Source organism: Inquilinus ginsengisoli (genome assembly GCF_031453975.1).
GTDB lineage: Bacteria > Pseudomonadota > Alphaproteobacteria > DSM-16000 > Inquilinaceae > Inquilinus > Inquilinus ginsengisoli_A.
In genome coordinates, this window is record NZ_JAVDPW010000006.1 from 213815 (window position 1) to 229831 (window position 16017).

12 protein-coding genes are annotated in these 16017 nt (G+C 67.4%); 3 read left to right on the forward strand and 9 right to left on the reverse strand.

The window, feature by feature from the left end; genetic code table 11:
* Positions 1 to 36: 36 nt before the first annotated feature.
* Positions 37 to 813 (forward strand): dioxygenase family protein, encoded by a 777-nt coding sequence (locus E9232_RS18085; protein WP_309796086.1) that lies wholly within the window; start codon positions 37 to 39, stop codon positions 811 to 813.
* A 66-nt stretch (positions 814 to 879) separates the two neighbouring features.
* Here the strand turns inward: E9232_RS18085 and E9232_RS18090 are convergent, their stop codons facing one another.
* The 6 genes from E9232_RS18090 to E9232_RS18115 form a co-directional block, all read right to left on the reverse strand.
* A complete protein-coding gene (locus tag E9232_RS18090; RefSeq protein WP_309796088.1) occupies positions 880 to 1815 on the reverse strand; it encodes an NmrA family NAD(P)-binding protein in 936 nt (311 codons plus the stop codon).
* Between the two features lie 83 nt (positions 1816 to 1898).
* The gene (locus E9232_RS18095; protein ID WP_309796089.1) at positions 1899 to 2849 is read right to left on the reverse strand and encodes an alpha/beta fold hydrolase; all 951 of its coding nucleotides are present in this window, start codon (positions 2847 to 2849) and stop codon (positions 1899 to 1901) included.
* Positions 2846 to 3856 (reverse strand): nitrilase-related carbon-nitrogen hydrolase, encoded by a 1011-nt coding sequence (locus E9232_RS18100; protein WP_309796090.1) that lies wholly within the window; start codon positions 3854 to 3856, stop codon positions 2846 to 2848. The genes E9232_RS18095 and E9232_RS18100 overlap by 4 nt, the downstream gene beginning before the upstream one ends.
* A gap of 180 nt (positions 3857 to 4036) precedes the next feature.
* Positions 4037 to 4411: a hypothetical protein gene (locus tag E9232_RS18105; protein ID WP_309796092.1), complete on the reverse strand. Its 375-nt coding sequence runs from the start codon at positions 4409 to 4411 to the stop codon at positions 4037 to 4039.
* A 42-nt stretch (positions 4412 to 4453) separates the two neighbouring features.
* Positions 4454 to 4906, reverse strand: a complete 453-nt coding sequence (locus E9232_RS18110) for a hypothetical protein (RefSeq protein ID WP_309796094.1) — start codon at positions 4904 to 4906, stop codon at positions 4454 to 4456.
* Positions 4903 to 5775 (reverse strand): alpha/beta fold hydrolase, encoded by an 873-nt coding sequence (locus E9232_RS18115; protein ID WP_309796096.1) that lies wholly within the window; start codon positions 5773 to 5775, stop codon positions 4903 to 4905. The genes E9232_RS18110 and E9232_RS18115 overlap by 4 nt, the downstream gene beginning before the upstream one ends.
* 400 nt (positions 5776 to 6175) lie before the next feature.
* On the opposite strand from E9232_RS18115, the gene E9232_RS18120 reads away from it, so the two are divergent.
* A complete protein-coding gene (locus tag E9232_RS18120) occupies positions 6176 to 7132 on the forward strand; it encodes a GlxA family transcriptional regulator (protein ID WP_309796098.1) in 957 nt (318 codons plus the stop codon).
* Positions 7133 to 7299: 167 nt separating this feature from the next.
* Here E9232_RS18120 and E9232_RS18125 read toward each other — a convergent pair whose 3' ends face one another.
* Positions 7300 to 7761: a peroxiredoxin gene (locus E9232_RS18125; RefSeq protein WP_309796100.1), complete on the reverse strand. Its 462-nt coding sequence runs from the start codon at positions 7759 to 7761 to the stop codon at positions 7300 to 7302.
* A 103-nt stretch (positions 7762 to 7864) separates the two neighbouring features.
* A complete protein-coding gene (locus E9232_RS18130) occupies positions 7865 to 10852 on the reverse strand; it encodes a bifunctional [glutamine synthetase] adenylyltransferase/[glutamine synthetase]-adenylyl-L-tyrosine phosphorylase (RefSeq protein WP_309796101.1) in 2988 nt (995 codons plus the stop codon).
* A gap of 80 nt (positions 10853 to 10932) precedes the next feature.
* On the opposite strand from E9232_RS18130, the gene E9232_RS18135 reads away from it, so the two are divergent.
* Positions 10933 to 14133, forward strand: coding sequence for a YhdP family protein (locus E9232_RS18135; protein WP_309796103.1), 3201 nt, complete (start codon positions 10933 to 10935; stop codon positions 14131 to 14133).
* Positions 14134 to 14137: 4 nt separating this feature from the next.
* Here E9232_RS18135 and ggt read toward each other — a convergent pair whose 3' ends face one another.
* Positions 14138 to 15901, reverse strand: coding sequence for a gamma-glutamyltransferase (ggt, locus tag E9232_RS18140; RefSeq protein ID WP_309796104.1), 1764 nt, complete (start codon positions 15899 to 15901; stop codon positions 14138 to 14140).
* Positions 15902 to 16017 lie beyond the last annotated feature (116 nt).

Below are 16017 nucleotides of genomic sequence, written 5' to 3' on the forward strand. Positions count from 1 at the left end.
CGGCCCAGGCCGGCACCGTATGTCCGGAGCTCCATCATGACCACGATGCCCGCGCTCTTCGTCTCACACGGCTCGCCGATGCTGTCGGTGTCGGACGAGCCGGCAGGGCGGTTCTTCGACACGCTCGGCCCGACCCTGCCGCGGCCCGACGCCATCCTTATTGCCTCGGCGCATTTCGAGACCGAGGTGCCGACCCTGGGCGCCGCACCGCAGCCCGAGACGATCCACGACTTCCACGGCTTCCCGGAACAGCTGTACCGGATCCGCTACCCCGTGGCGGGCGCCCCCGGCCTGGCCCGGCTGGCGGCCGAACGCATCGCCGCGGCCGGCCTGCCGGTGGCGATCGACGACCGCCGTGGCATCGACCACGGCACCTGGGTGCCGCTGCGCCGGATGTATCCGGACGCCGACATCCCGGTCGCGACCCTGTCGATCCAGCCGCATCGCGATCCGGCGCATCACTACGCGGTCGGCCAGGCGCTGCGCGGCCTGCGCGACGAGGGCGTGATGGTGGTGGGCTCGGGGTCGCTGACCCACAACCTGCGGGCGCTGGACTGGCATGGCGGGCCGGACGCGCCGGTCTCGCCCTGGGCGCAGGCCTTCATCGACTGGGTGGCCGCGGCAGTGGCCGAGGGCCGCACCGAGGATCTGCTGAACTACCGCCGCCTGGCGCCGGAGGCGGTGAAGAACCACCCGGCGGACGAGCATTTCCTGCCGTTCTTCGTCGCCCTCGGCGCCGGCGACGGCTCCGGCACGCGCCTGCACGCCAGCGTCACCATGGGCGCGCTGGCGATGGACGCCTACGCGTTCTGAGGCCAGCCGTAGATTGGGTTCGCGCCCACGCAACCACGCTTGTCTGCGAAGTCTACGATGCCGAGCCTATTCCGTGCTTGAAGGCACGACCGGTGCGAACACATGTGCATTTTTCTGCACGAACGCCCGAACGCTTATCGGCGGCACGCCGGTCAGTCGCTCGACATCGTTGCTGAATCGATCGTACCGGTTGTCCTGATGTAGCTGGGCCATCGTCGCCACGTGAGCAACGACATGCGGCGGCATTCCGAAGGCGGCCAGTTGCCCCTTCATGACATCGAGCGGAACGTCGACATACGAGATCGTGCGGCCGAGCGCGGCCGAGAACTCGCGTGCGACCGCGTCCATGTCCTGCGAAACAGGCCCGGTTAGATGGTACGTCTGGCCGATATGCTCGGTGGGATCACTCAAGATCTCGGCGATCACTCGAGCCACATCGACTGCAGCGATGGCCGAGTTCTTCCCCATTCCAAAGGGCGCCGTAAGCTTGTCCTGCATGGAGACCGCTTTGGCGATCTGAAGGAATAGCCCCTCCATGAAAGCCGTTGGTCGAACTTCCACCACCGGCAGTCCGGACCAGGATAGTATCTGTTCTGCCAGCCAATGCTGCTTCTGTTGCGGGCTCGCAGTCGTATTGAAGATATCCATCTCCTTGACGGTCATCTGGGAGAGATTGACGAACGCTTTCACGCCGTGGTGCTTGGCAACAACTGCGACGTTGGCGGCCGCCTCGAGGTAGCCCGGTGAGACCGACATCACGAAGCAGAGACGTTCGCACCCCTCGATCGCCCGATGTACCGCCGTGAGGTCGAGCAGATCGCCAACCACGACCTCGGCACCCAGATCCCGCAACATGGCCGCGCGCTCGTCGTTCACACGAACCTGCGCCCGTACTCGGAACCCATGGGTGAGAAGGAGCTCCGTGACCATGCGTCCCACGGAGCCGATCCGGCCGGCAGCGCCGGTCACGAGGATCGGACGTTTATGCTCCACCTCGTTCATCTTCCACCTCGCTCAGAATGAATATGCATCGTCACGCCGCGACGACTGTCGTCCGTAGGTCGATCGGCAACTGCTTCACCCCGTCATCCTTTGAGGAAAGCGAGCAGGTCTGCATTCACCTGGTCGGCATGGGTGACGCACATGCCATGCGGAGCGCCGGCATATTCCTTCAGGCTCGCGTTCGGCAGGATCTTCACCGAACGCCGGGAGGCAATGTCGATAGGAACGATCTGATCATCATCGCCCTGCAGGAGCAGGGTCGGGATCGTCATCTTCCTGAGATCATCCGTGAAATCGGTCTCGGAGAAGGCCTTGATGCAATCATGCTCGCCTTGGAGGCTGCCCATCATGCCCTGAAGCCAGAAGGAGTCGACCTGGCCCTGCGAAACCTTCACGTTGGGACGGTTGTAGCCGAAGAATGGCATCGCCAGTTCCTTGAAGAACCCCGCCCGATCGGCGACCAGGCTCGACCGCAAGCCGTCGAACACGCTCATCGGCGCACTGTTTGGGTTCGTCGGCGTCTGCGCCATATGGGGAGGCACTGCGGAAATCAGGACTGCTTTCGACACACGCGATGTGCCGTGGCGGCCGATATAACGCGCGACCTCGCCTCCACCGGTCGAATGGCCGATCATCGTTGCGCCCTTGACGTCGAGCGTCTCGAGCAGCGTGGCGAGATCGTCGGCATAGGTGTCCATGTCGTTGCCGGTCCAGGTCTGGTCCGATCGACCATGGCTGCGTCGGTCATGGGCGATGACGCGGAAGCCGTGGCTCCCCAGAAACAGCATCTGGGCGTCCCAGGCGTCGGCGGTGAGCGGCCAGCCATGGGAGAAGGTTACGACCGGACCGGCGCCCCAGTCCTTGAAGTAGATATTCGCGCCGTCTTTCATTATCGCGGTCGTCATGGCTTTGATCCTTTGTGAGCGGATTGGTGGGCTGGCGACTTTCGTCGCGTCCGCAGGCGCCGCTTTCGGGAGGTCGAGCGCGGCGACGAGACCGCCGCCAGCGACAAGGAGATGCCGGCGTGAGGTCATGAGATTGCCGCCATTGCCGGACGCGATCCGGCCTCTTCCGGCCGATCGGCCCGGTCGAGGGATTCCAGCGCTGGATGCGCGCTGCGCTCATGGACATGGGACTTTGGCGTGCGGTCGATCAGCAGGCTGAGCAGTTCCGGACGGCTGTAGTGACCGCGCGAATCCATCAGGCGCTTGCGTTTGTCGATGGCCCGGAAATCGAGATCGGCGATGACCTCGCCTTCGCCCGATCGCAGTGGCGCGCCCATCAATGCGCCCTCTGGCGAGACGATCGCCGTGAAGCAGCCGCTGGTGATGGGCTCAATGCTGCAGCCGGTGTCCTTCATGATCTGGGCTTGCTGCTCGGCGTCCAGCCAGGCGGTCGCACAGACCACGAAACACCCGGCCTCCAATGCGTGCTGGCGGATATTGACCGAGATCTGTTCGGAGAAGCCGTCGCCGGCGAACGACCCGGGATACATGGCCGAGTGAATTTGTTCGCCGTCCGCCATCAAGGCATAGCGGGCCAGCGGGTTGTAGTGTTCCCAGCAGGCCAGTTGACCGATGCGCCCAACGGCGCTGTCGACACAGCGCAGGCCGGAGCCATCGCCTTGACCCCAGACCATGCGTTCATGATAGGTCGGGGAGATCTTGCGGCGGTGCTGAATGAGCGTGCCGTCGGCATCGAACAGGAGTTGCGCATTGTAGATCGTGCCGCCATCGCGCTCGTTGACGCCGATGGAGACGACCATGCCAGCTTGCTTGGCGGCCTCGGCGATCGCGCGGGTAGCGTCGGACGGCACGGTCACCGCCTGATCGAGCAACTTGTAGTGTTCCGCGCCCATCAAATAAGGCGCTTCGACGAAGGAAAAATAGGGATAGTAGGGAACGACCGTTTCCGGGAAGGTCGCGAACTGGACACCTTGGCGCCCAAGCTCGAGGATCTTCTTGACGACTTTGCCGACTGTGCCCTCGCGACTGTAGAGAACGGGACTGAGCTGCACGGCTGCGGCTTTGACAACAGGCATCGCGGCGGGTCCTTATTGGCGGGTTGTTGATGTCGTCGTCGCTCCGCCGCGACATGGTTCCGCCGGGTCCCGAATTGCGGTTCGAGATCGGTTGACGATCGAGCAGTCACGAAGTTGACGAAGGCGATCCCGATGGAGCCTGGAGCGCTGCCAGGCTTCCAACGAGGCCCGCGGATCACATCACGAGCGGGGCGGCTCACCGATGAGCATGGCGAGCGGGGCGAGCGGCCCGAGAGCGATCAGCTCGAATTCCATCATGCCGGCCACGCCGAGAGGAAGCTTCTCCAGGAGTTCGTGGGCCTCTGCGGTGCTGGTGGCGTTCACGATGAAGACGACGCCGTAGCCCTCGGTCTGGAAGAACCACTGCTCGATCTTTCCGGCGAGATGGTTGCGAACCGTCGCGCGGACTTCGTGGGGCAGGACCGGCGCGATCGCCTCGGGCGTGCCCTTGGCCGTGACCGAGCCGATCGCCAGGATCTTGGTCGTCGGAACGACGACGGCGGCAAGTGCGGGCAGTATCTCGGCATGAACGCGCGGATTCTTGTTGTTGGGCATTTTGCTAATTCCTTTTGATAGATTGGTCTGGAACGCCGCGAACTACTTCGCAGGCTCGGCTAAAAGCACGCGAAGCGGCGCGATCGGGCCGAGCGGGATGATCTGGAATTCCATCAGACCCGCCTGGCCGAAGGGAAACTTGCCAAGAAGCTCCAGAGCCTCGTTTGGGTCGGTGACGTTCATCATGAACACCACGCCGCTCTGGTCCTGTTTGAGGTACCACTGGTCGATTTTCCCAGCGAGATAGAGCCGTACCGTGTCGCGCACTTCGGCGGGGAGGAGCGGCTTCCATTGCTCCGGCGTCCCCTTGGCCGTGAAGGTGCCGATCGCCAACAGTTTGGTTGTCGGAACGTCGAGGCCCGAGGATGGCGGCGCCGACTGAGCGAACGAAGCGGCCGGCCCGATCGCTGCGAGCACCGCAACGAGGACGCCGATGCAGGCGAGCCTACTCAAGCGGGTCGCGTTCACAGCGAACTTGTCGAGGACGCGGCTCATGACAGCATCGCCTTCGCCACTTGCGCGGGCTCGTCGGCCTGCAGCCAATGGCCTGCCGGGATGACGGTGAGGGACGCATTCTTGAGCTGAGACTGGCGCCGCTCGGCCATGGCGGCGGGGAAGTAAGGATCGAACTGTCCCCAGATCAGTTTGACCGGAATATCCAACGCCTTGAGCGCCGTCAGATGCTGGGCGTTTCTGGCATGTTCATCGAAGAATTCCGCGGCCAACTGTACGAAGGCAGGCCCGGCGCCAGGTTGGACGATGAAGTTGTCGCTGATCAGCGAACCGATGAACGCGCTGAAATGGGGCTTTTGCGCCTCGGGCAAAGCGTCCAGGAATTTCTTCTGCTGCCATCTCAGCAGCCAGCCAAACTGTTCGGGGCTCTGGGCGATCGCCATGGCCAGGGGCTGGATGCTCCGGGTCGCAAAGAGCGTGATCATCTCTGGCCAAAGAAAAGTGGAGTCCTCGCTATAGGCCGAGTTGAGCATGATCGCGGAGTCGACGGCCTCCGGATGCGTGAGCGCGTAGTTGAGAGTCGCCATACCGGAGGAATCGTGAGCGACCGGGACGATCTTCCCCAGGCCTAGACTCTCTACGACCGCTTCAAGGTCACCCAGTTGCTGATTGAAACTGTACGCAGCGGCGGCGGGTTTGTCGGAGGCGCCGAAGCCCAGAAAATCGAACGTCACAACGCGACGTCCGCTCGCGACCAAGTGCGGGATCAGGTCATCCCAGATATGCAGGTTGTCGGGGAAGCCGTGCATAAGCACAAAAGCCGGCCCGGTGCCGGCATAGTCTCTAGCGTAGACGCGTCCCTCGCCTCGCGGAATACGGTGCTCGGTGAATGCGATGTGATCAGAAGACATGCATCATCCTTTCTTCCTCGCGGAAGAGTTGAGGTAGGCGTTTGATTGGCCGCTGGTGCCGCAACACGATCCGCCTCCAGAGAGGTCCAGGAATAGCCGTGCCCGGCGAGCACTCGGCAGCTTGGCCATAGCACTCGAGTTGATGGCGGCCGAACAGACGCTTCCTTTATTACTCAGAAGATGAGCAACAACCTGGTTAGGCAGAACGAGATCTGTGTGTTGCTTATGTATTAGCGATTTTGGCGGGATCAGCGTAGGTCGTTCTTGCCACCATTCGTGACATGGATCGGCACGAGCCTAACGAAGCTGGCTCGCGAGCGCCGAGCGGCTGTTTCCGAACACACCTCGTGGATGGCATTAATTTCGGGTAGCATATGAATTTCGGACACTAGGAGTGAATATGCATCGGGTCGGTTTCATCGTGCCGCGCGGATTCCAGTTGATGAGCCTAGCGGCGCTGACGGCGTTCGAGATCGTGAACCTGCCCCCGGCTGACCAGCGCTACGACATCCATTTGCTGTCTGAACATGGCGGTCCAGTTCGGTCTTCCTCGGGAATGATGCTGGAAACCGAGGCATTCGGAGATCCCGCCTTCGACACCGTCATCGTGGGTTCGATCACCGAGATGGAAATGCCGCCCTCAGATGCGAGCGTGATCGCGTTCGTCCGAGAAGCCGCCAAGGCCTCCAGGCGGACAGCCTCCATCTGCAGCGGCGCATTTGTGCTTGCTGAGGCGGGCCTTCTGAATGGCCGGCGCGCGACGATGCACTGGGCCCATGCAGCGAGCTTCAGGATCCGGTTTCCCGACGTCAAAACGGAAGAGGACCGGATCTTCATCAACGATGGCCCGATCTGGACCTCGGCTGGCATGACCGCGGGGATCGACCTCGTTCTGGCGCTGATCGACAACGATCTTGGTCCCGAAACCGCAAAGATGGTCGCCAAGCTTCTGGTCATGAACCAGCGTCGGATGGGCGGACAAAAACAGCATTCCGCACTCCTTGATATGACGCCGAAATCCGATCGCATCGAATTGGTCCTGGCGCATATTCGTCAAAATCTCCGGAACCCGCTCACGATCGAGGAGCTTGCGGACGTCGCCAACCTCAGTCCCCGCCAGTTCAGCCGCGCCTTTCTGGCCGAGACGGGCCAGTCCCCGGCTAAGGCCGTCGAGCAACTTCGGCTGGAGGCGGCCAGGTTCATGATTGAAGAAGGGCGGCACACGGTTAACGTCGTCGCGCAGGAGACGGGTTTTGCCGACCGCGAACGCATGCGTCGAGCGTTCCTCCGGACCTTCGGTGTGCCTGCCGAGATGCTGCGCAGGAACGCGCGACGGGAGGCGGTGGCGGCGGCCTGACTTTGGGCCTTGGCCACGACCTTCCGTTAAGATTGGCATCTGCGGAGCGCACTCCCCTTGTGGATTGGCTGCCGGCAACCGATTAAGCAGCAAGCTTGGGAATTGGCTGTTCGACCAATCGCAAGAACCGGGTGTTGCGAGCCCGCGAACCCAACCTCGCGGGGGACCTAACCCTTCGCGGCGGCCAGCACCGCCTCGACATGGCCCGGCACCCGGACGCCGCGCCACAGGCCGCGCACGACGCCGGTTTCGTCGACCAGGACGGTCGATCGGTCGATGCCCATGTACTTCCGGCCATACATCGACTTCTCGACCCAGGCGCCGTAGCGCTCGACCGTGTCGTCGTCCTTGGCCGAGGCCAGGGTGAAGGTCAGGCTGTACTTCGCCGCGAACTTGTTCAGCGCCGGCACCGGATCCTTCGAGATGCCGATGATCTCGGCATCGACGCCGCTGAATTCCGGCAGCGCGTCGTTGAAGCCGCAGGCCTCCTTGGTGCAGCCCGAAGTGTCCGCCTTCGGGTAGAAGTAGACGATCACCTTCCGGCCCTTGAGGGCCGAGAGCGAGACCGTCCCGCCGCCGGCCTTGGGCAGGGTGAAGTCGGGGGCGGGCTCGCCGATCTCGACAGTCATTCGGATGTCTCCACACGCGGTTCGCTGCGCTCTGACCTAGGACGCCGGCCGTCATTCGGCAAGCCCGTCGATACGGCGAGGCCGGCTGACCTCAGCATGCTGCCTACGCCTTCGCCGGCTCGTCCCGGGGCGGCGGGGGCGGGCCGATCACCCGGTCGAAGATGGCCATGACCGCCGCGGCCTGCTCCTGCATGCCGGCCACGGCGGCGTCGAGGTCCTCGGGCGGCGCCGTGCGGTTCTCGCCGATGGCGCGCAGCAGGCCCTGGATCATGGCGTGCGAAGCGTCGGCCGGGTCGAACTTGTCCTCCACCGCGAAGCGCAGGAACGCCTGCAGCCGCTGCCAGGTCGCCAGCGCCCGCTGCAGCACCTCGGCCTCGTCGGGCGGCAGCAGCCCGGCGGCGGCGATGCGGCGCAGCGCCTCGGCCGTGGCCTGGTGCAGGATGTCGGGATGCTCGGCGGCGTGCAGCAGCTGCAGGTGCTGGGCGATGAACTCGATATCGACCAGCCCGCCGCGGAAATGCTTGATGTTCCAGATGTCCGCCGTGTCGCGCTGGCGGGCCATCCGGCCGCGCATCTCGGCGATGTCGCGGCGCAGCGTGTCGGGGTCGCGCTTCATGCACAGCACGGCCCGGACCTCGGCCTCGATCCGCCGGCGCAGCGGCTCCGGCGCCAGGATCACCCGGGCCCGGGTCAGGGCCATGTGCTCCCAGGTCCAGGCCTCCCCCTGCTGATAGGCGGTGAAGGCGTCAAGGCTGGTCGCCAGCGGCCCGGAATTGCCGGAGGGGCGCAGCCGCATGTCGACCTCGAACAGGGCTCCCTGCGCCGTGGGCGCCGTGATCGCCGACACCAGCCGCTGGATCAGCCGGGTGTAGTAGACCATCGGGCCGATCGGCTTGTCGCCGTCCGACACCTGATCCGCCCCCGCGTCATGGATCATGATCAGGTCGAGGTCGGAGCGGATGGTCATCTCGCGCCCGCCGAGCTTGCCGAGGGCGAGGAGGGCGATGCCGCCATCCGGGAACCGGCCGTGCCGGCGCGCGAACTCCGCCTCCACCCGGGGCGTCAGCGCCCGCAGCGCCACCTCGGTGACGTCGGACAGGAAGGCGGCGCAGGACGGCGTCTCCGACAGCCGCCGCAGGATGTGGACCGCGGCGCGGAAGCGTTGGTCGTTGGTCCAGCGCCGCAGTACGTCGAGCGAATCCTCGAAGTCGCGCGCCGTCGCCAGCTCGCTGCCCAGCCGCTCCTCCAGCCGGTCCTGCTCCGGCAGGGTGGTGAAGAAGCCCGGCGCCAGCACCGCCTCCAGCTGGCCGGCATGGGTCGTCAGATAATCGGCTATCCGGCCGCCAAATCCGAGTATATCTATAAGGAGATCAAGGAGCTCTGGGTTGATGTTAAACAAGGAGAAGAGCTGGACGCCGGCCGGCAGCCGGCCCAGGAAGCCATCCAGCCGCTGCAGCGTGGCGTCGGCGTCGGCGGTGGCGCCGACGATCGCCAGCAGCCGGGGCAGCAGGCTGTTGATCAGTGTCCGCGCCCGGTCGCTGCGCAGCGCCCGGTAGCGGCCGTGCAGCCAGCCGCGGACGATGGCGATCGCCTCGGGCGGGCGGGCGAAGCCCAGCCGCTGCAGCGTCTCGACCGTGCCCGGGTGGTCGTCGGCGCCGGCGAAGACCAGGGCGACGCTGCCCTCGGGCGGCCGCTCCTCCTGGAACAGCTCGGCGTAGCGGCCCTCGACCAGGCGCAGCGTGTCGGTCAGGACGGTGCGGAAACCGGCGGGGTCGGGGAAGCCCAGGAACCGCGCCAGCGCGTCGACCTCGGCCGGGTTCTCCGACAGCGCATGAGTCTGGCGGTCGTCGACCATCTGGATGCGGTGCTCGACCCGGCGCAGGAAGCGGTAGCACTCGGCCAGGCTGGCGGCGGTGGCCCGGTCCACCCGGCCGGCCTCGGCCAGCGCCGTCAGCCCGGCGATGGTGCCGCGCAGCCGCAGCTTCGGCTCGCGGCCGCCGAAGATCAGCTGCTGCATCTGGACGAAGAACTCGATCTCGCGGATGCCGCCGCGGCCCAGCTTCAGGTCATGGCCCTCGATGGCGACGACGCCGTGGCCGTGATGGCTGTGGATCTGGCGCTTGATCGCATGGATGTCCTGGATCGCCGCGAAGTCCAGGTTGCGGCGCCAGACGAAGGGCGTCAGGAAGTCGAGGAAGGCGTCGCCGGCCGTCTTGTCGCCCGCCACCGGCCGGGCCTTGATCATCGCCGCCCGCTCCCAGCTCTGCGCCAGGCTGGTGTAGTAGGTCTCGGCCGCCTCCAGCGACACCGCCGGCGGCGTCGCGCCGGGGTCGGGGCGCAGCCGCAGGTCGGTGCGGAAGACATAGCCGTCGACCGTCCGCTCCTCCATGATCCGCACCATCTCGCGCACCAGCCGGGTGAAGGTCTGGCCGAGGTCGTCGGGCCGGTCGGTCGGCACCTTGTCGCGGTCGTAGAAGATGATCAGGTCGATGTCGCTGGAGTAGTTCAGCTCGCGCGCGCCGAGCTTGCCCATGCCCAGCACGATCAGCCCGGACGCGTCGGGCGTGGCCACGGCCTCGGGCCGCAGCAGGCCACGCCCCACGGCGCGGGCCAGCAGGTGCGAGATCGCGAGGTCCAGGGTGGTGTCGGCGAGGTCGGACAGGGCGGCGGTCACCCGCTCCAGCGGCCACTGGCTGCCGATGTCGGCCAGGGCGATCAGCAGCGCGGTGCGGCGCTTGGCCAGGCGGAACGCCGCCATCAGCCGGGCGGTGTCGGTCTCGGCGGCCAGCTCGGCGCGCAAAGTCGCCAGCTCGGCGGCGACGGCCGCGTCGGGACCTTCCGCCAGGAAGCGTCGGATCGTCGCGGGCGTCTTCAGCACCAGCTCGGTGAGGTAGGGGCTGCCGCCGAACACCGCCTCCAGCAGGGCGTGGCCGCCGGGGTCGGAGGGCAGCGCCACGGCAAATTCGCGAAGCTCGGGATCGGATTGCTCGGCCGCGCGTTCAACCCAACGTTCGAGCCCGCGCCGGGCGCGGTCGGGGTCGCCCGCGCGGGGCCAGACGGCATCGGGCCAGGCGACATCAAGACGTGGCATCGAGCTTTCCAAGTGCCTAAGGTGCGGGCGCAGCATCGGGTGCCTGCGGGTACTGGTCAAGCAGGGGTGAAACGTTCGGGATGAGGGCGCTGAAGATCCTGGCGGAGATCGTCGGTCTGGCGGTCGCCGGCTTCGCGCTCGCCGCTGTCGCCCTGGCGTGGCGGCTGTCGTCCGGGCCGCTGGAGATCGGCGGCCTGACGCCGTATGTCGAACAGGCGATCTCCGACCAGAACGCCACCACTGAGCTGGGCAGTCTTTCGCTGCGCTGGGACGGGTTCCAGCGGCCGCTGGTGCTGACCGCCACCAATGTCCGGGTGCGCCAGAAGGACGGGACGGCGATCGCCATCATCCCGGAGATCTCGGCCGACCTCAGCTTGCCCCGGCTGGCGCGCGGCGAGGTGGCCCCGCTGCGGCTGGACATGATCCGGCCGCATCTGCGGGTGGTCCGCACCGCCGAGGGCGATTTCAGCTTCGGCCTGGACAGCGCGGCACAGGCGAATCCCCAGGGGCCGCCGACGGATCCGGTCGCGCCGCCGCCAGCCGGGCCGCCGACGCGGGATGTGGTCAAGGACCTGCTGGCGGCTCTCGACGCCCGGCTCGACAGCGGCACCAGCCCGATCGCGTCGCTGCGGCGGCTGACGGTGGTCGACGGCAGCGTCAGCATCGACGACCGCATGCTCGGCCAGACCTGGTATGCGCCGAAGGCCGCCGCCGACCTCAGCCGGACGGCGACCGGCGTCGACGGCAGGGCCTCGCTCACCGTGGTGTCCGTCGGCGGGGCCTCGGATTTCTCGGGCGAGATCCACTATGTCCGCGCCCGGCGGAGCGGTCGGGCGGCGATCGGCTTCACCAACGTGACCCCGGCGTCGCTGACCCGGATCTCGCCGGTGCTGGCGCCGCTGGAGGCGATCCAGAGCCCGGTGTCGGGCCGGCTCGACGTCGATTTCGATTCCCGGTTCCAGCCGACCACCGGCCGGTTCTCGCTGACCAGCATCAATACCCGGCTGATGCTGCCGCCTTTGTGGACCGCGCCGTTCAGCGCCGCCCGGGCCAGCCTGTCGGGGTCGGTCGACCTGCCGAAGCGGCGCCTGGTGCTGGACGACTTCACCATCGATCTCGGCGGGCCCAGGATATCCCTGTCCGGCCAGGTCGATGCGCCACAGGACACGATCGAGGTGGCGATCGTCGGCACGGTCGCCAGCCTGCCGGTCGACCTGCTGGACAGCCTGTGGCCGCCCGGCGTGCCCAGCGGCGCCCGAGACTGGATCACCACCAACCTCCGCGACGGCATGATCGACCGGACCGAGTTCAGCCTGCAGGCGCGCGCGCCGCTGGCCGATCCCGCCAATGCGGCGCTGGTGTCGCTGGACGGCACCCTGCAGGCGCGCGGGCTGACGGTGAACTACTTCAACGGCCTGCCGAAGATCACCGGCCTCAACGCCGCGGGCAGCTTCAACCAGTCGCTGCTGCGCATCGCCACCGCCGGCGGGGGGATCGGCGACATCGCGTTGAAGCCTGCCGACATCACCATCACCGGCCTAGACCAGCACGACCAGGTGATCGAGATCGACGCCCCGATCGAAGGGCCGGTGAAGTCGGTGATGGGGGTGCTCGACGTGCCGCGGCTCGGCTACGCCAAGAAGGTGGGCCTGGATCCCGACCGCATGTCGGGGCGGGTGGCCGCCCGGCTGCGCTTCGGCTTCTCGCTGCTCGCCGACCTGACCTTCGAGCAGATCCGGCTCGCGGCCGACGGCGACCTGACCGATGTCGGCGTGACCGCCGTCAAGCCCGGCTACGACGTGAGCGGCGGCAACGCCAAGCTCGCGCTCGACAAGGCCGGGATGACGCTCGACGGCCGGGCGCAGGTCAACACGGTGCCGGTCGCGTTCACCTGGCACGAAGCTTTCGACGATTCCCCCGTCGACACCAAGGTCTCCGCCAAGGTGACGCTCGACCCGGCCGCCCGCGCGGCCCTGCACCTGCCGGAGATCCAGATGATCGGCGGCACCGTGGTCGCCGATCTCGACCTGGCGATGGGCGGCAGCACCGGCACGCTCGACGCCAAGCTCGACCTTACCGATGCGCGGATCTCGCTCGACCCGATCGGCTGGACCAAGCCGCCCGGGGGCAAGGCGAACGCGGCGGTGACGCTGTCCCTGGCCGGGGCGCGCGTCGCCAAGGTGTCGCAGTTCAGCGTCTCCGGCGGCGATATCGCGCTCTCCGGCAGCGCCGATTTCGCGCGCGACGGGTCCCTGGCGCAGCTCAACATCGGCTCGCTGCAGCAGGGGCAGACCCAGGTGAAGGGCCAGGTCGAGGTGCTGGGGCCGGACAGCTACCGCCTGGCGCTCGACGGCCCGCGCCTTGACGTCTCCGGCCTGTTGGGCCAGCGCCGCAGCGCCGGCGCGCAGGACGCCGCCGCCGCTGACGGTGCCCCCGGGCCGCAGATCGACGCCACCTTCGCGGTCGGCGAACTGGTCTTCGGCAAGGACCGGTCGCTCAAGTCGGTGCGCGGCCGGGCGATCGGGCGCACCACCAACCTGCAGGACGTGACGCTGGCGGCGCTGCTGCCGGGCGGTAAGCCGGTCGACCTGCGGCTGACGCCGCAGCAGGGGCAGCCGGACCGCCAGATCGTGACCCTGCGCGGCGAGGATGCGGGCGAGGCGCTGCGCGTGCTCGACATCGCCGACAACATCTCCGGCGGCAGCCTGCTGGCGACCGGCACGCGGAACGGCACGACCGGGGCGATCGACGGCCAGCTCGACGCCCGCGGCTTCGTGCTGCGCGACGCGCCGGGGGTGGCGCGGCTGCTGGCGGCGACCTCGCCCTCGGGCATCCAGGACCTGTTCGGCACCAGCGGGCTGACCTTCAACCGGCTCGAGGCCGACTTCACCTATGCGGCCACCCAGCGGCGGGTGACGCTGAAGCAGGGTCGCGGTGCCGGCGGCGACCTCGGCCTGGCCTTCGACGGCATCCTCGACCTGAAGGCCGAGACCATCGACCTGGCCGGCACCATCGTGCCGATCTACCACATCAACAGCGTGATCGGCTCGATCCCGCTGCTTGGCGACATCCTGACCGGCGGCGGGGGCGGCGGGCTGTTCGCCTTCACCTACACCATCCGCGGCTCCTTCGCCGACCCATCGGTTTCGGTCAATCCGCTCTCGGTACTGGCGCCGGGCTTCCTGCGGCGCCTGTTCTTCGAGGAGACGCCGTCGGATGGCGGGGCGCCGGCGCCGACACCACGCCGGCCGCCACCGCGGCCGCCCGTCAGCGACCGATGACGGCCTATTCCCCCACCGCCAGCCCCGCCGGCCGGCGGTCGTCATTGGCGCCGTAGACGAAGCCGGGCCTCATCTTGCCGCCGAGGGTGGAATCATTGCCGGAGGAGGCGGCGCCCGTGGCAACCGGCAGCGGCAGGGCGATCAGCTCGGCCGCGCCCCAGGGCGTCTGCTCGGTGACCTTGTAGCCCATCTCGCCCAGCAGCTTCACCGTGTCGGGCGACAGCGCATAGGGTTCGGCGAAGACCTCGTCCGGCAGCCACTGGTGGTGGATGCGCGGCGCATTCACCGCCTCCTGCGGCTGCATGCCGTAGTCGATGATGTTCAGTGCCGCCTGCAGCGTGATGGTGATGATGCGCGCCCCGCCCGGGCTGCCCAGCACCAGCACGACGTGGCCGTCCTTGGTCACCAGTGTCGGGGCCATCGACGACAGCGGCCGCTTGCCCGGCGCGATCGAATTGGCCTCGCCCTGCACCAGGCCGAACAGGTTCGGCACGCCCGGCTTGACCGTGAAGTCGTCCATCTCGTCGTTCAGCAGGAAGCCGGTGCCGGGCGCGATCACCCCGGCGCCGAACAGGCCGTTGATGGTGTAGGTGACCGACACCGCGTTGCCGTCCTTGTCGACCACGGAGTAGTGGGTGGTCTCGGTCTTCTCATGCGGCGCGATGCCGGGCTGGACGTCCTTCGACGGCGTCGCCTTGTCGGGCTGGATCCGGGCCCGGATCTGGGCCGCGTAGTCCTTGCTCAGCAGCCGGTCGAGCGGGTTGGTCACGAAGGCCGGGTCGCCGAGATAGGTGTTGCGGTCCATGTAGGCGTGGCGCATCGCCTCGACCATCAGGTGCACGCTGGCCGCCGAATGGTAGCCCAGCGCCTTCATGTCGTAGCCTTCCAGGATGTTCAGGATCTCGCACATCGTGGTGCCGCCGGAGGAGGGCGGCGGCGAGGACACGAAGACGTAGCCGCGGTAGGAGCAGGTGACCGGATCCGTCTCCGTCACCTTGTAGTCGGCGAGGTCCTGGGCGGTCATGATGCCGCCATTGGCCTTCATCGCCGCCGCGACCTTCTCGGCGATCGGGCCCTTGTAGAAGGCGTCCGGCCCGCCCTTGGCGATCGCCTCCAGCGTGTCGGCGAGCTCGGGCTGCACCAGCCGGTCGCCGGGCTGCAGGGCGGAGCCGTCGGGCTTGAAGTAGATCTTCGCCGCCACCGGGTCCTTCTTCAGCAGGGCGGCGCCGGCATCGATGATGTCGGTGTCGCCGCGGGTCAGGATGAAGCCTTCGCGCGCCAGCCTGATCGCCGGCGCCATCACGGTCTCGCGCGGCAGGGTGCCGTATTTCGCCAGGGCGCTGTCGAGGCCCAGCACGCTGCCCGGCACGCCGGCGGCGAGATAGCCGTAGAGGCTGGCGCCCTTGACCGGGTTGCCGGCGGCGTCGAGATACATCGCCTTGGTCGCGGCGGCCGGCGCCATCTCGCGGAAGTTGATGAAGGTGTCGCGGTTCTCTTTGGCCAGGTGGATGACCATGAAGCCGCCACCGCCGATATTGGCGCAGCAGGTGTTGGTCACCGCCTGGGCGAAGCCGGTGGCGACCGCGGCGTCGATGGCGTTGCCGCCGGCGCGCAGGATCTCGGCCCCGGCGTCGGAGGCGAGGTGCTGCGACGACACCACCATGCCGTCCGGCGCCTCGACCGCGGGGCGGGACGCGGCCTGCGCCCCGGTTGCGGAACCGAGGCCACATGCTGCCACGGCCAGCGCCGCCGCCACCTGTCGGATCATCGCATCGCTCCCTGTCGTGACGCGCTAGGGCGGATGTCCCTGCGCGCCGCAAGCTCTCTGAGGAAAGCGATGCTGCCCCGTTCGCGGGGTCGCCGCAACGGCCGTGCGGCAGCCCC